This window comes from Pseudomonas sp. Irchel s3a10 (genome assembly GCF_900187525.1).
GTDB classification, from domain to species: Bacteria; Pseudomonadota; Gammaproteobacteria; order Pseudomonadales; family Pseudomonadaceae; genus Aquipseudomonas; species Aquipseudomonas koreensis_G.
Map to the genome: position 1 here is coordinate 226,471 of NZ_FYDR01000006.1, position 20,226 is coordinate 246,696.

Here is a 20,226-nt window from a genome sequence, read left to right on the forward strand (position 1 = left end):
ACAGGATTTGTGAATCACAGCGATCTGCTGTGGGAGCGGGCTTGCTCGCGAAGGGGCCCGGCCATTCAACGCAAAATTCAGCCGGCCCGCGCTCTGCTAGAATCGCCCCCATCAACTGCCAGAGACTCCCCCATGAGCGAGCCGATTCGTCTGACCCAATACAGCCACGGTGCCGGTTGCGGCTGCAAGATTTCCCCGCAAGTACTGGAAGTGATTCTGGCCGGCAGCGGCGCACAGAACCTTGATCCGAAGCTGTGGGTTGGTAATGCCTCGCGTGATGACGCGGCGGTGTACGAGATCGATGCCGAGCGCGGTGTGGTGTCGACCACTGATTTTTTCATGCCGATCGTCGACGACCCGTTCGACTTCGGTCGTATCGCCGCGACCAATGCGATCAGCGACATCTATGCGATGGGCGGCGATCCGCTGATGGCGATTGCGATCCTCGGCTGGCCGGTGAATGTGCTGGCGCCGGAAGTGGCGCGGGAAGTGATTCGCGGCGGGCGTGCGGTGTGCGACGCCGCCGGCATTACGCTGGCCGGCGGGCATTCGATCGATGCACCGGAGCCGATCTTCGGCCTGGCCGTGACCGGTCTCGTCGAAAAACGCCACATGAAACGCAACGACACCGCCACCGCCGGTTGCCTGCTATACCTGACCAAGCCGTTGGGCATCGGCATCCTCACCACCGCCGAGAAAAAGGGCAAATTACGCCCCGGCGATGTCGGTGTGGCCCGCGACTGGATGTGCACCCTGAACAAACCCGGCAGCCGTTTCGGCAAACTCGCCGGCGTCACCGCGATGACCGATGTCACCGGTTTCGGCCTGCTCGGGCATCTGGTGGAAATGGCCGATGGCAGCGGCCTGACGGCACGCATCGCCTATGCTCGCGTGCCGCGTCTGGACAGCGTCGAGTATTACCTCGATCAGGGCTGCGTGCCCGGCGGCACGCTGCGCAACTTTGACAGCTATTCGAGTAAGGTCGGTCGCGTGCAGGAGCTGCACAAGCGTGTGCTGTGCGACCCGCAAACCAGCGGCGGTCTGCTGATTGCAGTCACTCCCGAAGGCAACGACGAGTTCCTTGCCGTCGCTGCTGAACTGGGCCTGAACCTGATGCCGATCGGCGAGCTGGTTGAGCGACAGACCCACGCAGTCGAGGTGATCTGATGTCACGCGACTGCACCGATTACCGCGATATTTTCCTCAACGACCGGCCAATGATGGATGCCCGTGCGCCGATCGAGTTTGCCCACGGCGCGTTTCCCGGCGTGGTCAACTTGCCGCTGATGAACGACCGCGAGCGCGAGCAGGTGGGCACCTGCTACAAGCAGCATGGGCAACAAGCCGCCATCGCCCTGGGTGAGCGGCTGGTGTCTGCCGACGTGCGTGAGCAGCGCATTCAGGGCTGGGTCGAGTTTGCCCGGGCGCACCCCGACGGCTACCTGTATTGCTTTCGCGGCGGCTTGCGTTCGCAGATCGTCCAGCAATGGATCAAAGAGGAGGGCGGGATCGATTACCCGCGGGTCGGCGGTGGCTACAAGGCCATGCGCACGTTCCTGCTGGAGACGATCGATCAGGCCGTTGCCGAGTGCGATCTAGTGCTGCTGGGCGGGATGACCGGCACCGGCAAGACCGAACTGCTGGTGCAATTGCGCAACGGTCTGGATCTGGAAGGTCACGCCAATCATCGGGGATCGAGCTTCGGCAAGCGCGCCACCGGGCAACCGACCAACATCGATTTTGAAAACTGTCTGGCCGTTGATCTGCTGAAAAAACGCGCTGGCGGCATCCAGCAGTTTGTACTGGAAGACGAGAGCCGGGTAGTCGGCAGTTGTGCCTTGCCATTGCCGCTGTACCGAGGCATGCAAGTGGCGCCGATGGTCTGGCTCGAAGACAGCCTGGAGCAGCGGATCGAGCGGATCCTGCAGGATTACGTGATCGACCTGCACGCCGAGTTCGTCGCCGTGCATGGCGAGCAGGGCTTTGCGCTGTATTCCGAGCGGTTGATTGCGAGTTTGAACAATATCCAGCGCCGGCTGGGCGGCGAACGCCATCAGCGGATGTTCCTGCAGATGGAAGAGGCCCTGGCCGAGCAGGCGCGCAGCGGTTCGGTCGAGATGTTCCGGGACTGGATCAGCGTGTTGCTAAGGGAATACTACGACCCGATGTATGCGTTCCAGCGTGAGAAAAAGGGCGGGCGGATTGAATTTGCCGGGGAGCGCGGGGCGGTGTTGGAGTATCTGCGTGAGCGGGTGACTCAGCGGGTTTGAGGGTGTTGCTGCCGGCCTCTTCGCGAGCAAGCCCGCTCCCACAGGATATTTGCGCAGATCGAATGTGGGAGCGGGCTTGCTCGCGAAAGGGTCGGCACAGGCAGCCAATCACTCAAGTCGGACAGGTCGCCTTGCCGTTATCCAGCCCCTGCTTGTAGCTGTGGCTTTGCAGGCTGGCCTTGCCGTTGTGCCAGGTCAGGGTCAGTACGTACAGCGAATCGAAATCACCTGAGGCCCAGTCGTCGGTGATGGTCTGCTTCTCGCCGACGGCCTTGCCCGCGACCTTGTTGATCAGCTCCGGCAAGTAGCCGTGCGACCAGGCAGTGTAGATCGTCGCGTTGTGGTACTTGTCCTCGGTCAGTTCACGCGCCAGGTCACTGGTGTCGTTGGCGGAAAACTCGATGTTCACCGGCAGGCCGAGCTTGATCGCGGCGGGGCTGATGGTCATCAACGGACGGATGTAGCTGTAGGAATTGTCCAGTTCGCCTTCCTCGACATTGCGCGTCGGGTTGGCGGCGAACACATAATCGGCCTTGCCGAATTTTTCCGGCAACAGGGTCGACAGGTCGATGGCGCGATTCAGGCCCTGACAATTGAGCTGGCCGAGACCGCCCTCGGGCTTTTCCGCATGGCGCAGGAAGACCAGTGTCTGCGTACCGTCCACCGGTTGCGCGCGAATCTGGCTCGACTCCAGCGACAGGAACAATGCACTGACCGCCAGCAGCGAAGGCAGGGCCACGTAGGCGCGATGTTTGAAACGTTTGGCGAAACTCATGAGGTTCGTCATTGAATATAGGTTCTTCAGCAAATTCGGTTGGGGCTGACCAACCCTTACACCACGGGCTCCCAGCACCGGATGTTGTCCATGTCGTGTGTCGCGCTTCCTCTGCGAAGGGCTTAGCTCAGAGTCCTCTGAAGCCGGTTTGGTTCATGCACAGTACCCGCAAGATGTTACGGTTCGTGTAGGAGCTGCCGCAGGCTGCGATCTTTTGATTTGGTTTTTAGAAGCCAGATCAAAAGATCGCAGCCTGCGGCAGCTCCTACTTTATGATCAGCGCTTCCCATGTGACTGGATGTTTCCAATGACCGATCTGTCCGCGTTCCAAATTACCCAGAAATGGCCGGCGCAGTACCCCGACTGGATTCAGCTCTACTCCCTGCCGACCCCCAACGGCGTCAAGGTCGCGATCATGCTCGAAGAGATCGGCCTGCCTTACGAGCCGCACCGCGTGGGCTTCGACACCCAGGATCAGCTGTCCCCCGAGTTCCTGTCGCTGAACCCCAACAACAAGATTCCGGCGATCCTCGACCCCCACGGCCCCGAGGATCAGCCGCTGCCGCTGTTCGAATCCGGCGCAATCCTGATCTACCTCGCCGACAAGAGCGGCCAGTTGCTGGCCCAGGAAGGCGCGCTGCGTTACGAGACGATTCAGTGGCTGATGTTCCAGATGGGCGGTATCGGCCCGATGTTCGGTCAGCTCGGCTTCTTCAACAAATTCGCCGGCAAGGACTACGAGGACAAGCGTCCGCGTGATCGTTACGTCGAGGAGAGCAGACGCCTGCTCAACGTGCTCGACAAACGCCTGCAAGGTCGCGACTGGATCATGGGCGAGCGCTACACCATCGCCGACATCGCCACGTTCCCGTGGGTGCGCAACCTGATCGGGTTCTATGAGGCGGGAGATCTGGTCGGGATCAGCAACTTCCCGAACGTGACCCGGGTGCTGGAGCGCTTTCTGGCGCGCCCGGCTGTGGTGCGCGGGTTGACCATTCCTTCCTGAGGCCACACATAACCCTGTGGGAGCGGGATTGCTCGCGAAGGCGTCGTGTCAGTCAACACGTCTTGTTCTGATACACCTCCTTCGCGAGCAAGCCCGCTCCCACAGGAATAGTGATGACGCCCGCAGATTATTGCGTCCTTGGTAACGCACTGTTGATTGATCCAGGTTTGTACCTGCGCCCAACGAAGGCATAAGCTTCGCCCCCTACGACTTTCGTCTCATCTGCCGTTTTCAGGAAGCGCCATGTCCAGCCAGTTCCCCGAAGCACGTCCCCGCCGTCTGCGCCGCAATGCGAGCCTGCGCAGTCTGTTCCAGGAAACCGAGTTCAGCCTGAATGATCTGGTGCTGCCGATTTTCGTCGAAGAAGAAATCGATGACTTCGTACCGATCAAGAGCATGCCGGGGGTGATGCGCATTCCCGAGCGCAAGCTGGCCAGTGAAATCGAGCGTTATGCCCGTGCCGGGATCAAGTCGGTGATGACTTTCGGCGTGTCCCATCACCTGGACGCCAACGGCAGCGACACCTGGCGCGAAGACGGTCTGGTTTCGCGCATGTCGCGGATTGCCAAGGACGCCGTGCCGGAAATGATCGTGATGTCCGACACCTGCTTCTGCGAATACACCGATCACGGCCACTGTGGCGTTATGCACAACCACGAAGTCGACAATGACCAGACCCTGATCAACCTCGGCAAGCAAGCCGTGGCGGCGGCGCGTGCCGGTGCGGACGTGATCGCGCCGTCGGCGGCGATGGACGGCCAGGTGCGGGCGATCCGCCAGGCGCTGGACGCCGCCGGTTTCACCCAGATTCCGATCATGGCCTACTCGACCAAATTCGCCTCGGCGCTGTATGGCCCGTTCCGCGAGGCCGGCGGCAGCGCGCTGAAGGGTGATCGCAAAAGCTATCAGATGAACCCGATGAACCGCCGCGAAGCCCTGCGCGAATCGCTGCTCGACGAGCAGGAAGGCGCCGATGCGCTGATGGTCAAGCCGGCCGGTGCGTACCTCGACATCATCCGCGACATTCGTGAAGCCTCGAACCTGCCGCTGTCGGCGTATCAGGTCAGTGGCGAGTACGCGATGATCAAGTTCGGCGCCCAGGCCGGTGCAATCGACGAGGATCGCGTGGTGCGCGAAAGCCTGGGCGCGATCAAGCGCGCGGGTGCGGATCTGATCTTCACCTACTTTGCGATGGATCTGGCGCTGGCCGGGATCTGACAGACACCGCAGAACCCCCTGTGGGAGCGGGCTTGCTCGCGAATGCGGTGTATCAGCAACGAATAGGTTGACTGACACGACGCCTTCGCGAGCAAGCCCGCTCCCACATTGGGACTGTGTAGTGTCACGGACAGTTGAAGTAGGGCCGGATGCCGTGATCGCGGAAGTACCGCTCGATCACCTTCGGATCCGCGCTGTTATCGGCAATCGCCACATAGGTATCCGGGCGCAACAGGTAAAAGCCGTTACGCCCCAACCCCGCCGTTTCAAACGCCGGCCGCCAGTCGAACACGTGCAGCGGCAGATGGCGTTCATTGCACCAGGCGATCATCTCGTCGCTGGTGTCGCCGTACACGTGCACCTGCCAGCAGGGCTGGCGCAGCGGCTCGAAATTATCCCCCTCGCCATCATGCGCCCACGGCAAGCGGTCGCCGCCGTGGACATGGCCGGCCGTGCCTTGGCTCAGCGGCATGCCGCGATAGTTGAGGGTGACTTGCGAAACCGTGCGAAAGAGGAATTCGCGGCTGGCCTCGAACGTGGCCATTTTCGGGATCAGGAACGGTGCCAGGCGCGTGCGCAGCAGATCGGCAATGCGCCCTTCGGCGGTGACGAAGCTGAACACCTTGTCGGTGGTCGACACCAGCCTGCGGGCGAAGGCGATGCGTTCGGTTTCGTAGGTGTCGAGCAGTTGCGCCGTGGCGCTGCCGTTGAGCACCGCGGCGAGTTTCCAGGCCAGGTTGATCGCATCGCCAATCCCGGTGTTCATGCCCTGGCCGCCGGCGGGGCTGTGCACGTGCGCCGCGTCGCCAAGCAGAAACGCCCGGCCGCTGCGAAAGTGCTCGGCCACGCGGTGATGCACGCGGTAGGTGGAGAACCAGTTGACCTCGTCGATATGCACTTTCAAATGTTCGATGGCGCGGCTGCTGACGTCGGCAAATTGCAGGGTTTCAGCACGGTCGGCACGTTCGTCACGCACCGTGCCGATCAGCCGGGCGCGGCCTTCACCGGCCAGCGGGAACACCGCGAGAAAATCCGCTTCGTCCAGATCCAGATGCAGCTCGCCATTGAGTGCCGGGCCGCTGGCCTGCACATCCGCGACGTAGAAAATCTGCTGATAGGTGCCGCCCGGGAACCCGGTGTCGAGGGTTTTGCGCACCACCGAACTTGCGCCATCGCAGCCTGCCAGAAAACACGCCTGACAGATTTCCTGCTGCCCGTCCGGCAAGCGCAAATGCGCGCTGAGGCCGTCGCCGGTTTCTTCGAAACTCTCCAGTTCGGTGTTGCGCTCAACCACTACGTCGTAGTCTTCGAGGCGTTCGAGCAGCAGCCTTTCGTGCAGGTCCTGGGGAAATATTTCGATGAACGAGTAGGGCGTCAGGCCTTCGCCGATGCGCTGTAACGGCAACTGCGCGACCGGTTTGCCCTTGACCCAGAAACTCGCCGCCGCGACCTTGTGACCGTTGCGCACCACGGTATCGGCCAGGTCCAGCTGGCGGTACAACTCCAGGGTGCGCGCCTGCACCGCCAGTGCCCGCGAGGTGGTGCCGGGCGCAGAGGTCTTGTCGATGATGCGCACGCGCACGCCCAGTTTGCTCAGCCACAGGGCCAGCACCAGACCGGTCGGGCCGGCGCCGATGATCAGTACGTCGCTGCGGTTCATGGGCCTGTCCTCCGTTTGCTGTGGAGCAAGTATGGATCAGATGGAAAGGGTAGCCAGTGCCGGCCCCTTCGTGAGCAAGCCCGCTCCCACAGTCGAACGCATTCCAAGGTGGGAGCGAGCTTGCTCGCGAAGGGGACTTATGACCCGCCACAAAAACAAAAAAAGGCCCCGCAACGCTGAAGCTGCGGGGCCTTTGTTACGACGGGATGACGCTTAGAAATCGATCGTCCCCGACAGCTTCGCCACCCGTGGCTCACCCTGGGTCAAGTAGCCACCCTGAGCCGATTCCCAGTACTTCTTGTTGGCCAGGTTCTCGACGCCCAGACGCAACGTCACGTCTTTCTGCGAGACCTTGAAGGCGTAACGCGCGCCGGCGTCAAAGCGGTTCCAGCTCGGCAGGCTGAGGTTGTTGGCCGCGTCGGCGTACTGGCCGCCGGTGCGCAGCATCCGCGCATTCAGCGCCACACCTTGCAGGCCCGGTACATCCCAGTCGGCACCAGCGTTGAACTGGAAGCTCGGCACGCCGATCGCTCGGTTGGCGTCGTTGGCACCGTTCTGAGTGTTGCGCAGTTCAGTGTCCATCAGGGTCAGGCCGCTGATCAGGCGCAGGCCGTTGATCGGTTCGCCGAACACGTTCATCTCTACGCCTTTGTTGATCTGCTCGCCTTCACGCACGTAGGTGCAGGTGGTGGCGCTGTTGATTTCGCAGTAACCGTCGCTCGGCTGCTCGATGCGATAGACGCCCAGGCTCGCGCCGTAAGTGCCCATGTCGACCTTGACCCCGGCCTCGGTCTGCTTGGAGCGGGCCGGTGCGTAGACTTCGTTGCCGTTGGTCACGCGCAAGCCGCCGGCGCTGGTCGGCGAGGTCGGGCCTTGTGCCAGGCCTTCGATGTGGTTGGCGTAGAACGACACGTGCTCCCACGGCTTGAATACGATGCCGTAGACCGGCGTGGTGATCGATTCGTCGTAGCTCGACTTGCGGCTGCCGCTGCCGTAACTGGCGTAGTTGTAGCCTTGCACCACCAGTTGCTGACGACGCAGGCCGGCGGTGATCAGCAGGCGATCATCGAAGAAACCGAGGGTGTCGGAGAGCGCGAGGCTGCGGTTGAAAGTCTTGCCGACAATGCCCGGATCGCTGACGTCGCCGCCGGCAAAATTGCCGACCGGCGACGGGGTTTGCACCGGATGGTAGATGTTGTTGGCGTATTGGGTCAGGTCGAAATCATAGGCGCTGCGCTGTTCCGCCCACAGACCGCTGAGGCCGAAGTTGAGTTTGTGGCTGACGGCGCCGGTGTTGAATTTGCCGTTGAGGCCGGCCATCAGGCTGGTGTTGTCTTCATCGTGGGGGATGAACGAGCCGGTGGTGTAGGAGGCGCCGTTGTTGCCCACCAGCGTGGTCGAGTTATAGCGGCCGACTTCGCGGGTGTGCTTGGCGCCGCCGGCGACGTAGGCGGTCCAGTTGTCGTTCAGGTCGTATTCGGCGCGGAGCATGCCGAAGGTGTCTTCGATGTCGGTGTAACCCCACTTCGGCGCGTAATTGGTGTCTGCCGACGGCGCGTCCGGAATGTGCGTGGCGGTGCCGAGGTTGACCGAGTTGCGTCCACCGTTGACGCGTTCTTTCTGGTAGGCGAAGTCACCGGAAATTCGCAGCGCGTCACCACGGTAATCAAGGCCGATGCTGAACAGTTTCGAGCGCTGGTTTTCGTGATCGATGCCGGTGTCGCCCTCGCGCTGCGACAGGTTGATCCGCGCGCCGAAGCGGTTGTCTTCGCCAAAACGCTGGCCGATATCGAAGTGCTGACCGATGCGGCCTTCGCTGTTGATGTCGGTGGTGTAGCGGCGCAGCGGCTCGTCGCCGGCACGCTTGGGCTGCAGGTTGACGCCGCCACCGATGCCGGAGCCGGTCGGGGTCACGCCGTTGATGAAGGCGTTGGGGCCTTTGAACACTTCCACGCGCTCCAGGGCATCGGTGGAAATGATCTGCCGGGGCAGCACGCCGTACAGGCCGTTATAGGAAATGTCGTCACCGTTCAGCGGCAGACCGCGGATCATGAACACCTGCGCCTGGTTGGAGAAACCCGAAGCCTGACGCACCGAAGCATCGTTGAGCAGGACGTCGGCAACGTTTTCCGCTTGCTGATCCTGAATCAGCTGTTCGGTGTACGACGCGGCGCTGAACGGCACGTCCATCATGTCCTGATTGCCGAGCACGCCGAGCTGGCCGCCACGGGCGACCTGACCACCGGCGTAGACCGGGGGCAGGGCGTTGGGCGTCGGTGCCTGGGCGTTGATGTTGACGTTGTCGAGCACCAGCTCCTTGCCGTTTTCATCGGCAGCGTGAGCGGTGACAGTCAGGGAGCACAGCAGGGCGAGAAGCGTCGGGCGAAACGGGACGGCGAGTCGAGCTGAAACGGGCATGTCGATACCTGGAGGCGTACGGCCGGTGAGAAAATTAGAACGGCGCGGGGAACTCCTTGCGCAAATACGACTCCAGGCGCAAATGATAGGAGTTCGCAGTAACGTTTTGCAATCAGTTTGTCATCAATCCGGAAAACTCATTCACCTGTAGGAGCTGCCGCAGGCTGCGATCTGTTGACTTGGTTTTTAAAAGACAAGATCAAAAGATCGCAGCCTGCGGCAGCTCCTACAGGGATTGTGTATGGTGGTTCTGGCTTACTGGATTGGATTAAGCAACATGCGATTACTTATTACCCTCGCCGCCCTGTTGGTGCTCGCCGGTTGCGCCGGCCAGCGCAGCCAGGAGCCGGCACCGCGTGCACCGGCCGAAGTGAAGGCCGAAATAGTGCGGCTGATGCCGGCCAAAGTGCCCGACCGTCAAGGCTGGGCCACCGACATCTATGCCGCGTTTGCCGCGCAGAACATCAGCCCGACCACGCAGAATCTGTGTTCGGTGCTGGCCGTGGCCGAGCAGGAATCGACTTTCCAGGCCGACCCCACCGTGCCGGGCCTGGGCAAGATCGCCCGCGATGAAATCGACCGTCGTGCCGCCAAAGTGCATATCCCCGGCCTGCTGGTCAGCGGCGCGCTGCAAGTGCGCTCCACCAACGGCAAGACCTACAGCGAACGCTTGAACGCGGCACGCAGTGAAAAAGAACTCAGCGCCATTTTTGACGACTTCATCGGCAGAGTGCCGATGGGCCGCACCTTGTTCGGCGGCTTTAACCCGGTGCACACCGGCGGGCCGATGCAGGTCAGCATTGAATTCGCCGAGCAGCACGCCAAGGATTATCCATACCCGGTAGACGGCACGATCCGCCGCGAAGTGTTTACCCGCCGTGGCGGCATGTACTTCGGCATCGCGCACTTGCTTGGCTACCCGGTGAGTTATCGCGAGCCGCTGTACCGCTTCGCCGACTTCAACGCCGGCTGGTACGCCAGCCGCAATGCCGCGTTTCAGAACGCCGTCAGCCGAGCCTCGGGCATCCCGTTGGCGCTGGATGGCGACTTGATCCGCTACGAATCGATCATGCCCGGCGGCACCGAACTGGCGGTGCGCACCCTCGGCAAGTCGCTGGGCATGCGCAACCCGACCATTCGCGATCAACTGGAGAAAGGCAAGACTCTGGAGTTTGAAGACACCAAGCTTTATCAGCGGGTGTTCGAACTGGCGGAGCAAGCGGAGGGAAAAAAACTGCCGCGTGCGGTGTTGCCGGGGATCGTGCTGCAGAGCCCGAAAATCACGCGCAAACTGACCACGGCGTGGTTCGCCAAGCGCGTGGATGAGCGCTACAAGCGCTGCATGGCCAAGGCCGGGTGAAAAAACGAAACAAACTAGACCTAAAAATGACCCGGATTATTTTCTGAGAATCTATCTCAAATGTGAGAGATGAGTGGGAGATGGAAAGTACAAATAATTTTCCAGCTCGCGAGTCACGTGCGAAAACTGGCATTGTCGTAGGTCGATCGAAGCTTTAGCGCTATTAAAAAGCATGCGATTCCAAAGCGTGATGCGGGAGCGGAATGATGAAAAGTTAGATCTTAACCCCCCCAGACCGGCCTTGCGGCCGGTTGTGTCATAAAGTGAACTTTTTTATTTGGCCTTAGTACCTGGTTTTTTTAATGTTCTTGTAGATGCAGAAGCAATCGACGTCGCAAATTCGAATAGCTCGGTGGTGACTGCTTTAATGTGATGGTTAGTGTCAATAGCAATCCAGTCGGTTGAATTGCCGACAAAGAGCTTTTTGCTGCAATCGAGAATTCTTTTGTCTCCCCAGCTAAAAGGGGGAGCGGTATTGATGTAGTGTTTCGAAGCCACTATGACTTTGGAAAGTGTTTGGCTTTGTGCATATCCTTCATCTCCCCGAACAGAGTGACCCCTAACAATAAAAAAACCATTCTCAATCGTATAGCGAATTTTAACATTCATGTCGGGTGCAATCACATCGGATGAGCGAGGATTGCGTATCCCGTAGTCACCAAAGCTCAATGTTGCTTGAGGATTAGCTGAAATGTATCCCTTCCACGCAAGCATTTCTTTCCGGTCAACGACGTCTGAGGAATCTCTATCCTTTACAGCTTTCTCTATTGAATCCGGTATAGAGCTTGCGGTAACGATAACTTTTTCGAAGTCAAATGAGGTAAGTGTTAAGTAAGCATCCTCCATGATCTCCGTTATTTCCGAGATTGGAAGCTTAGTAACGTCACCAATGTCTACGATTATCGGAGTGTCCGAATTCGACATGCCAATGGTAGTAGATATGTCATCAAGTACTCCTTCAAAGTGATCTACATCAGCCATGTCTTCTAGCGCAATGTCATCAAGGCGTATGCAAAAATTCTCGTTTTCTGCAAGAGATATATTTTTGATGCCCTGCCGATATTGAACGGACTCCCATCTGTCGTACCCAATCACGGGGAAAACGGTGACGCCTAGTGATGAAAGCCTAGAGTGCATAAAGCCTAGGATTTGGCTGCCACTTTCTGTGAGGAAGTTGGTCGGCCATTGAGACGCATCCAAGAATACGGTTGCGCCTTTGAAAATCGATCCAATTTTATCAGCTCTATTATCCAGCCAGTATTCATAAGGTGTTGTCGACTTTTTGCAGGCTCTTGCATAATCGTCAGCTGACATTTTGGGGATTTCAAGTACTGGCGTGCAGCGATTTAAAACGCTTTTTGGCAGATTCTTGAAAGCGTCAAACTCACCTTTTTTTGCTCTAACAACTGGATAATAGTGTTCGTTCATTTTTTGTCTACCTATATGTTTTCAAAGTGTTTTCGTACTTCGCCGTGGCCGATGAGATCTGTGAATTGGTTAAAATTTCCTGTTTCTTTTCTTAATCTTCCCGCGACTATTGCAGGGTGAATTTTTAACTCTTTTGAAAAACTCAAAATACTCTCTCTTGAAGGGGATAAATAAGCATCGCTGCTTTTCCAAAGTGAGCGAGGTATAAATGCGTCACGGGCGATCCTATTCGCTTCCGCTTCTCTTTTGTCGTCTGATGAGTGCTCCAAATCATCGAGGATCACTTCATCGGGGCTCTTTATGTGCTTCCATATATGGGCTAGTTCATGTGTTAAAGTGAACCAGAAGTTGTCAAGTCGATCGTGTCGTAGTGTCAGTGCGATTATAGGGGTCCCGTCTGTATCCATAAGCGCTGCCCCGTCTAGCATAGTGCCCTTAAGTTGGGGTTCTATAACTACTGCTATTCCTTGTTTTTTTATAAGCTCTACAGCGAGTTTTGGGCCGGAAATGGAGGTGCTTAATTTTATAAGTTTTTTTATGAAGGCGTCGCTTATGGTTGTGTGGTTGTATTTTGGTCTGGAAATGGCATCCTCTCGAGACTTTTGAATTACTCTCGCTAGCCACGCGTGAAGCGTATAGGTCGTAGTCTGAGTTAATGCGTCCCCGGATAATGTTCTTCTGAAAGCGGCGTTTTCCGTTTGTAATCCCATGCTCTTGATGAAGTTTTTTACAATTTCTTCAGGAGACTGCTTCGGCTTTTCACTGGCTGATTTTATCCAACCACGTGTGATCATTTCTTTGATCGGAAATTTTGACCAATCTATGATGCTGTTGTCTTTTTTTTGCTCTATTTGTTCTAGCCCTATAAGCACTTCAGCGGAAATACCCAGCCCAATTGATAGTGCTTTGATCATTGGGACGGTGAGCGGTCTTTTGCGAGCTAGTACTTCGGATACTCTACTGCGTGTTCCAAAATAACGAACGAGATCAGCTTGACGCAGCCCTTTTTCATTCATTCTGAATAAAATAGCATCGATAGGATCAGGCGGTTCTATAGGGTGTTTCTGTAGCTCGTAATTTTCAATAAGTACAGATAGTAGTTCGAGTTTTTCGCTTTCTTCTGTTCCGAGGTTTGGCGATTTATTAATGAGCTCTTGAACTTCTTCGAAATATTCAAAATACTGTTTTTCTGTCTTAATAATTTTTGCAGTTGTCGTAATCATGATTTTTTAGTTAACTCTGTGATGATTGCGATTCCTTGCGCAAAAGCTATCTGTAACTTTATTACTATTCCTGTTTCTAAAACAGAAAAAAGATAGCTCTCATCTTCCGTTATAACTACTGCTGGAAAATGATCTGTAAGATTTTCGGGATTTTTCCAGTTAGCATGAGTCATTTCACTCACCCAACTGGACACCCATTTATCGATCAGATCGCTTTCACCCTTTACTAAGGCTAGCTTTGGTATTCCAAGCAGTTTCATAGATTTATTCGTGTTCCCAATTTGGGAACAAGCTACGTCTGCCCAATTGATCTGTCAAGAAGGTGTTACCAATTTGGGAACATTTATGTGTTGGCTATGCTGGTGACGCGCCCTTAATCCCGGAGGATATCAGCCCTGGGCCAAGGTAACTGGTCGATAAAACACAATGTAAACAAATAGATAGGATGTTCGCTCTAGACTAAGGGGCGCTATGCCTATAGACATAAAAAACCCGGCCAGGGGAGCCGGGTTTTTCTGGGGTGTTGCGCTTGCCGCCATTCATCAGGCAACGCGTCGTTCCAGCAAACGATCCGAGCCACCTTCGGCAACGCGGCGTTCAATCAGTCGATCCGCACCACCTTCAGCAACGCGGCGTTCAAGCAGACGATCAGAACCACCTTCAGCAACGCGACGTTCAATCAGACGATCCGAACCACCTTCAGCAACGCGACGTTCGATCAGACGATCCGAACCACCTTCGGCAACGCGACGTTCCAGCAGACGATCAGAACCACCTTCAGCCACACGGCTTTCGATCAGTTTGTCCGAGCCGCCTTCGGCGATCATGGTGTGGGCCGGGGTGGCGGCGAAAGCGTTGATAGCGAAGACCGAGAAAGCGATGCCGAGAAGGGTTTGGCGTTTCATGATGGTGTGCTCCGGGGTGTTGTTGGTTGGTATGGAGCCGATGTTACGCCGGAGATTTTTTATGAGAACTTCATTGCCGTGATGGTGAACATCGATGTCGATGATGGTCGCCAGAAGCCGCAGATCAGAGCCTTACAGCACCTTCACCGCACGCCCGATCGCCTGAATCGGCCCGGTCGGTTTACCGATCGGCGAGCCATTGGCGCCTTCCAGCGTCAGCTCGAATAGCTGATTCGGTTGCAGCGGCGGCAATTTGTCCAGCGGCACCGACAGCGTCTGCCCCGGTTTGACCAGCCCCAGCGACACCGGCCCCTGCCAGCCGTCAGCCTTGGTCCAGAACTCCAGCGCCTTGTCCGCCGGCACTTCGACCACGCCCAGCGGGATCAACTGGATTTCACGCGGATTGCTGGCCTGGATCACCCAGCCCGGCGCCTTGTCCTGCGGGGCGACCAGCACCACCAGATAATTCGGTTTAGGCGGGGTCTGGGTCAGCAGAATTGAACCCAGGACCAACGTCGCAGCCAGTCCGGCAGCGCTCAGCCCGCGCCACAGCGGCAGCAGATTCCACCACGAGGTGGTGGACGTTTCAGGCGTCAGTCGCTCGACGCTGCGCTCGATTCGCGGCCACAGGAACGCCGACGGTTGCTGCGCTTCGGCATAGTCCGTCAGCTCCAGCAGCCGCCGTTCCCAGGCGTCCACCGCTGCGCGCAGATCCGGCTCATGCGGCAGACGTTTCTGCACCTCTATCCGCTGTTCAGCAGAGAGTGTGCCGAGCACGTATTCGCCGGCCAGTTCATCACGTTCCTGCGCCGATTCAGTGGTCATCCCATGCACTCCCGCAAAGCGTTGAGGCTGCGTTTGATCCAGGCTTTGACCGTGCCCAGCGGCGTGCCCAACCGTTGGGAAATCTGCGCGTGGCTGTAGCCATCGACATAGGCGTGGAGGATGCAGCTTCGGCGTTGTGGGTCGAGTTGTTCCAGGCAGCGATGGATGCGCCCCGAATGCGCCTGGGCATCGAAGCCGTCATCTTCTTCGGCAGGCATTTCATGATCTTCGCTGAACGGGGTTTCCCGAGCCTGATTGCGCAGCAGATTCAGCGCCAGATGCCGGGTCACGCTGAACATCCAGCCCCGCGCCGAGCCGCGCGCCGGATCGAACTGCGCCGCACCGTTCCAGATCTTGATGAATGCCTCATGCACGATGTCCTCCGCCAGTGCCGTGTCACGCACCAGCCGTTTGGCCACGCCGAGCAGGCGCGGGCCTTCCTGCACGTACAAATCGCGCAGGGCCTGACTCTCGCCGCGGGCACAGGCAGCGAGGCGGGCTTCGTAATCAAACACGGATTCGGGCAAGGACATGTGGTGCAATCTAGCTCACATTCCGCAAACATCCAGACAACTCGGCTCTCCCTATGGACTCCTCTGTGGGAGGGGGCTTGCTCCCGAATGCAGTGTGCCAGTGAACGAGATGCTGGCTGACACGCCGCCTTCGGGAGCAAGCCCCCTCCCACTAGGAAGATTTGAGTAGGCCAGAAACTCAGTTCGCCGCCCAGAAAATGTAATCGGCCTGGTATTTCACCACTTCCTGCTTGCCCTTGTTCGCCGCCGTGCATTCGCTGCCCGGGGCCACGCCGCCCTTGAGTGCGACCCGCTGGATGTAACTCACGCCGCTCATCGCGCCTTTGCCTTCAGCCGGGTTGGCCTTGACCAGTTGATAGGGCAGGTTGCCCGGGCTCGACGGAGCGACGGCCAATTGCGTGCCGGTGACTTTCGATCCGTCCTTGGCCTGCCAGGTGGCTGGCGGGCCGAAGTAGGTGCCGACCTGCTTGCCGCTGCGATCATTGAGCACCGCTTTAGGGCCGACGAAGGTCCATTCGGTCTGCCCGGCGGCATTGGGCTTGTCGCGGCATTCGTAAGTGATCTCGCCGACGCCGGTGGTTTCCATGGCGATCTTGTGGCCTTCCGGGACTTTGATCGCATCGGGATAGCTGCTTTGGGCGAAGGTTGTCGAGGACAGGGCGAGCAAACCGGTGAGGCCAATCAGTTGAGTGATGTTCATCAGTGTTATCTCCGAAAGGGGTAGACCGCTGACAGCCGAAGAGGGCTGTTACAGGGACTACCCGTGACGGAGGCGTTTGGATGCAGTGCCTGAAAAATATTTTCCACCTCCACCGATCTCCCCCTGTGGGAGCGGGCTTGCTCGCGAAGGCGTCCTGTCAGTCGATATTCATGTCACAGGCATATCGCATTCGCGAGCAAGCCCGCTCCCACAGGGATTTGCGTCGGGCTTGAGGCCGGAGGCTTTCAGCAGTTCCTGGGTGTAGGGGTGGGTTGGCGCAGCAAAAATCTCCCGCGACGAACCCTGTTCCACCACTTTGCCATCCTTGATCACCAGCAAGTCATGGGCCAGCGCATGCACCACCGCCAGGTCATGGCTGATGAACAGATAGGTCAGCCCATGCTTGATCTGCAGTTGCCGCAACAGGTCCACCACTTGTTTCTGTACCGTGCGATCCAGCGCCGAGGTCGGTTCGTCGAGCAGAATCAGCGCCGGCTCCAGCACCAGCGCGCGGGCGATGGAGATGCGCTGACGCTGGCCGCCTGAAAATTCGTGGGGGTAGCGATGACGACTGCTGGGGTCGAGGCCGACTTCCTCCAGCACGCGAATCACCGCTGCTTCGCGCTCCGCCTCAGTGCCGATGCCGTGGGTCAGCAACCCTTCGGCAATGATCTGCTGCACCGACATCCGTGGGCTCAGGCTGCCGAACGGGTCCTGGAACACCACCTGAATCTGCCGTCGCAGGGGGCGCATCAAGCGCTGATTGAGCAGGCTCAGCTGCTTGTTGCCGAAGCGGATATCGCCCTCGGATTCCACCAGCCGCAGGATCGCCTGGCCCAGCGTCGATTTGCCCGAACCGGACTCGCCGACAATCCCCAGGGTCTTGCCGCGTTGCAGGCGGAAACTGACTCCATCCACCGCTTTGACGTACGCCTGTGAACGACTGAACAGCGTCTTGGGCAGGGCAAACCAGACCTTCAGATCATCGACTTCCAGCAGATTGTGTTCGTACGGACTGGGCACCGGCGCACCGCTCGGTTCAGCTTCGATCAGCAAGCGGCTGTAAGGATGCTGCGGCGCGCGAAACAGCGTCTCGCAGTCGGCCTGTTCGACGATTTCGCCGTGGCGCATCACGCACACCCGTTGCGCGATGCGCCGCACCAGATTGAGATCGTGACTGATCAGCAGCATCGACATGCCGAGCCGCTGTTGCAACTCGATCAACAGTTCGAGAATTTTCTGCTGCACGGTGACGTCCAGCGCCGTGGTCGGCTCATCGGCGATCAGCAGTTCTGGCTCGTTGGCCAGCGCCATCGCAATCATCACCCGTTGCCGTTGACCGCCGGAGAGCTGATGTGGATAGGCTTTCAAACGCTGCAGAGGTTGGCGAATGCCCACCAGTTCCAGCAGTTCCAACGTGCGCTCACGGGCGGCGCGACCCTTGAGGCCCTTGTGAATCTCCAGCACTTCGCTGACCTGTCGTTCCACGGTGTGCAGTGGATTGAGCGAGGTCATCGGCTCCTGGAAAATCATTGCGATCCGGTTGCCGCGCAAACCGCGCATCTGCTGCTCGCTGGCGTGCAGCAAGTTCACCCCGTTATAAGCAATCGAACCGTTGCTGCTGACGGTTTTGCCCGGCAACAGACGCAAAATCGAATGCGCCGTGACCGACTTGCCCGAGCCGGACTCGCCGACCAGTGCCAGGCATTCGCCACGACGAATGTCGAGGTTCAGACCGTGCACCACTTCCTGCCCGGCGAAGGCGACACGCAGGTCGCGGATTTCAATCAGGTTGTCGCTCATGTCAGCTCCTCGGATCAAGATCTTGGATCAAACGCATCACGGCAAGCCTCACCGATGAACACCAGCAACGACAGAATCAGCGCCAAGGCAAAAAATGCCGTCAGCCCCAGCCATGGCGCTTGCAGATTGCGCTTGGCCTGACCGATCAATTCGCCCAGCGAGGCGGTGCCGGCGGGCATGCCGAAACCGAGGAAATCCAGGGCGGTGAGGGTGGCGATGGCGCCGGTCAGAATGAACGGCAGGTAGGTCAGGGTGGAGGTCATCGCGTTGGGCAGGATGTGCCGCAGCATCAGTTCGCTGTCGGTCAGCCCCAGCGCCCGCGCGGCTTTGACGTATTCCAGATTACGGCCACGCAGGAACTCGGCGCGCACCACGTCCACCAATGCCAGCCAGGAAAACAGCGCCATGATTCCCAGCAACCACCAGAAACTCGGCGAGACGAACCCGGACAAGATGATCAGCAGATACAGCACCGGCAGCCCCGACCAGATCTCCAGCACCCGTTGCCCGAGCAGGTCGACCCAGCCGCCGTAGTAACCCTGCAGCGCCCCGGCAACGATGCCGACCAGCGCACTGATGCCGGTGAGGATCAGCGCAAACAGAATTGAAATCCGTGTGCCGAAAATCACCCGTGCCAACACGTCCCGCGCCTGATCGTCGGTGCCCAGCCAATTGCTGGAAGAGGGTGGGCTGGGTGCCGGTTCAGTCAGGTCGTAATTGACCGTGTCGTAGCTGAACGGGATCGGCGGAAACAGCATCCAGCCGCCCTGATCCTCGATCAGCCCGTGCACGTAAGCGCTGGCGTAATCCGGCTGGAACGGCAGTTCGCCGCCGAAATCGGTTTCCAGGTATTCGCTGAGGATCGGGAAGTAGTAGGCGCCGTGGTAGCGGATCACCAACGGTTTGTCGTTGGCAATCAGTTCGCCGCCGAGGCAAATCAGGCACAGGCCAATGAACAGCCACAGCGACCAGCCTCCACGGCGGTTGGCCTTGAACTGCGCGACCCGGCGCTGACCCAGAGGAGAAAGTGTGAACATCAGGCAGTCCTCGCCGAGAAGTCGATACGCGGGTCGAGCAGGGTGTAGCAGAGGTCACCGATCAGCTTGATCAACAGGCCGAACAGGGTGAACAGAAACAGCGCGCCGAACACCACCGGATAGTCACGCGACACTGCCGCTTCGTAACTCATGCGCCCGAGGCCGTCGAGGTTGAAGATGGTTTCGATCAGCAAGGAACCGGCGAAAAACACCTCGATCAGCGCCGAGGGCACCCCGGCCACCACCAGCAGCATCGCGTTGCGAAACACGTGGCCGTAGAGCACGCGGCGCTCGGTCAAACCCTTGGCCCGCGCGGTGATCACGTATTGGCGGCTGATCTCGTTGAGGAAGCTGTTTTTGGTGAGGATGGTCAGGGTGGCGAACCCGCCGATCACCAGTGCCGTGACCGGCAACACCAAGTGCCAGAGGTAGTCGCCGACCTTGCCCAGGGGGCTGAGGCTGTCGAAGTTATCCGACACCAGGCCCTGCACCGGAAACCAGTTGACGTAGCTGCCGCCGGCGAACACCACGATCAGCAGCATCGCAAACAGAAACGCCGGCATCGCGTAGCCAATGATGATCGCGGTGCTGCTCCAGACATCGAACGCGCTGCCGTTTCTGATCGCCTTGCGGATGCCCAGCGGGATTGAAATCAGGTAGGTGATCAGCGTTGCCCAAAGACCCAGGGACAGTGACACTGGCAGCTTCTGCATGATCAGATCGGTGACCTTGGCGCCGCGAAAGAAACTGCTGCCCAGATCCAGCTGGGCGTAGTTTTTAAGCATCAGCCACAGGCGTTCGTGCATCGGCTTGTCGAAACCGTAGTGATGCTTGATTTCCTCGATCAGCGCCGGGTCCAGCCCGCGACTGCTGCGCCCGGCACCGCCAATCGCGGCGACTTCGCCACCACCGCCCATGCCGTGCCCGCCGAAACCTTGCAGGCGCGCAATGGCTTGCTCGACCGGCCCCCCCGGTGCGGCCTGCACAATCACGAAGTTGACCACCAGAATGCACAGCAGCGTAGGGATGATCAGCAGCAAACGTCGACTCAGATAACGCAGCATG

General features: G+C 58.7%; 18 protein-coding genes. 5 read left to right on the forward strand and 13 right to left on the reverse strand.

The features are described 5' to 3' along the window. The first annotated feature begins 132 nt into the window (after positions 1–132). Both selD and mnmH read left to right on the forward strand, forming a co-directional pair. Positions 133–1,167: a selenide, water dikinase SelD gene (gene selD, locus CKW11_RS19020; RefSeq protein WP_095138747.1), complete on the forward strand. Its 1,035-nt coding sequence runs from the start codon at positions 133–135 to the stop codon at positions 1,165–1,167. Beyond that, positions 1,167–2,270, forward strand: coding sequence for a tRNA 2-selenouridine(34) synthase MnmH (gene mnmH / locus CKW11_RS19025; RefSeq protein WP_095138748.1), 1,104 nt, complete (start codon positions 1,167–1,169; stop codon positions 2,268–2,270). Before selD ends, mnmH begins: the two co-directional genes overlap by 1 nt. 112 nt (positions 2,271–2,382) lie before the next feature. Here mnmH and CKW11_RS19030 read toward each other — a convergent pair whose 3' ends face one another. Beyond that, positions 2,383–3,057, reverse strand: a complete 675-nt coding sequence (locus CKW11_RS19030; RefSeq protein WP_095138749.1) for a histidine phosphatase family protein — start codon at positions 3,055–3,057, stop codon at positions 2,383–2,385. Positions 3,058–3,352: 295 nt separating this feature from the next. On the opposite strand from CKW11_RS19030, the gene CKW11_RS19035 reads away from it, so the two are divergent. Both CKW11_RS19035 and hemB read left to right on the forward strand, forming a co-directional pair. Beyond that, a complete protein-coding gene (locus tag CKW11_RS19035) occupies positions 3,353–4,051 on the forward strand; it encodes a glutathione binding-like protein (RefSeq protein WP_095138750.1) in 699 nt (232 codons plus the stop codon). A 243-nt stretch (positions 4,052–4,294) separates the two neighbouring features. Continuing rightward, the gene (gene hemB / locus CKW11_RS19040) at positions 4,295–5,269 is read left to right on the forward strand and encodes a porphobilinogen synthase (protein ID WP_041074196.1); all 975 of its coding nucleotides are present in this window, start codon (positions 4,295–4,297) and stop codon (positions 5,267–5,269) included. A gap of 124 nt (positions 5,270–5,393) precedes the next feature. Here the strand turns inward: hemB and CKW11_RS19045 are convergent, their stop codons facing one another. Together CKW11_RS19045 and CKW11_RS19050 are read right to left on the reverse strand one after the other, a co-directional pair. Then, positions 5,394–6,929, reverse strand: coding sequence for an FAD-dependent oxidoreductase (locus tag CKW11_RS19045; RefSeq protein WP_095138751.1), 1,536 nt, complete (start codon positions 6,927–6,929; stop codon positions 5,394–5,396). Between the two features lie 213 nt (positions 6,930–7,142). After that, the gene (locus CKW11_RS19050; protein WP_095138752.1) at positions 7,143–9,347 is read right to left on the reverse strand and encodes a TonB-dependent siderophore receptor; all 2,205 of its coding nucleotides are present in this window, start codon (positions 9,345–9,347) and stop codon (positions 7,143–7,145) included. 277 nt (positions 9,348–9,624) lie between these two features. Here CKW11_RS19050 and CKW11_RS19055 point away from each other — a divergent pair, with 277 nt between their 5' ends. Next, positions 9,625–10,707: a DUF1615 domain-containing protein gene (locus tag CKW11_RS19055; protein ID WP_177440018.1), complete on the forward strand. Its 1,083-nt coding sequence runs from the start codon at positions 9,625–9,627 to the stop codon at positions 10,705–10,707. Positions 10,708–10,980: 273 nt separating this feature from the next. Here the strand turns inward: CKW11_RS19055 and CKW11_RS19060 are convergent, their stop codons facing one another. The 10 genes from CKW11_RS19060 to CKW11_RS19105 form a co-directional block, all read right to left on the reverse strand. Next, complete coding sequence (locus CKW11_RS19060; protein ID WP_095138754.1) at positions 10,981–12,135, reverse strand: beta family protein; 1,155 nt, start codon at positions 12,133–12,135, stop codon at positions 10,981–10,983. 11 nt (positions 12,136–12,146) lie between these two features. After that, positions 12,147–13,358 carry an ImmA/IrrE family metallo-endopeptidase gene (locus tag CKW11_RS19065; RefSeq protein WP_095138755.1) on the reverse strand — a complete coding sequence of 404 codons (1,212 nt, stop codon included), beginning with the start codon at positions 13,356–13,358 and terminating at the stop codon, positions 12,147–12,149. After that, positions 13,355–13,618, reverse strand: a complete 264-nt coding sequence (locus CKW11_RS19070; RefSeq protein ID WP_095138756.1) for a type II toxin-antitoxin system HigB family toxin — start codon at positions 13,616–13,618, stop codon at positions 13,355–13,357. The genes CKW11_RS19065 and CKW11_RS19070 overlap by 4 nt, the downstream gene beginning before the upstream one ends. Positions 13,619–13,900: 282 nt before the next feature. After that, the gene (locus CKW11_RS19075) at positions 13,901–14,263 is read right to left on the reverse strand and encodes a hypothetical protein (RefSeq protein WP_095138757.1); all 363 of its coding nucleotides are present in this window, start codon (positions 14,261–14,263) and stop codon (positions 13,901–13,903) included. 132 nt (positions 14,264–14,395) lie between these two features. Next, positions 14,396–15,088, reverse strand: coding sequence for an anti-sigma factor domain-containing protein (locus tag CKW11_RS19080; protein WP_095138758.1), 693 nt, complete (start codon positions 15,086–15,088; stop codon positions 14,396–14,398). Next, positions 15,085–15,621, reverse strand: a complete 537-nt coding sequence (locus CKW11_RS19085; RefSeq protein WP_095138759.1) for a sigma-70 family RNA polymerase sigma factor — start codon at positions 15,619–15,621, stop codon at positions 15,085–15,087. Before CKW11_RS19085 ends, CKW11_RS19080 begins: the two co-directional genes overlap by 4 nt. A gap of 178 nt (positions 15,622–15,799) precedes the next feature. After that, positions 15,800–16,321: a DUF3455 domain-containing protein gene (locus tag CKW11_RS19090; protein ID WP_027613866.1), complete on the reverse strand. Its 522-nt coding sequence runs from the start codon at positions 16,319–16,321 to the stop codon at positions 15,800–15,802. Between the two features lie 168 nt (positions 16,322–16,489). After that, the gene (locus CKW11_RS19095) at positions 16,490–18,124 is read right to left on the reverse strand and encodes an ABC transporter ATP-binding protein (RefSeq protein ID WP_095138760.1); all 1,635 of its coding nucleotides are present in this window, start codon (positions 18,122–18,124) and stop codon (positions 16,490–16,492) included. Positions 18,125–18,138: 14 nt separating this feature from the next. Beyond that, positions 18,139–19,161 carry an ABC transporter permease gene (locus CKW11_RS19100; RefSeq protein ID WP_095138761.1) on the reverse strand — a complete coding sequence of 341 codons (1,023 nt, stop codon included), beginning with the start codon at positions 19,159–19,161 and terminating at the stop codon, positions 18,139–18,141. After that, complete coding sequence (locus CKW11_RS19105; protein WP_095138762.1) at positions 19,161–20,225, reverse strand: microcin C ABC transporter permease YejB; 1,065 nt, start codon at positions 20,223–20,225, stop codon at positions 19,161–19,163. The genes CKW11_RS19100 and CKW11_RS19105 overlap by 1 nt, the downstream gene beginning before the upstream one ends. Position 20,226 lies beyond the last annotated feature (1 nt).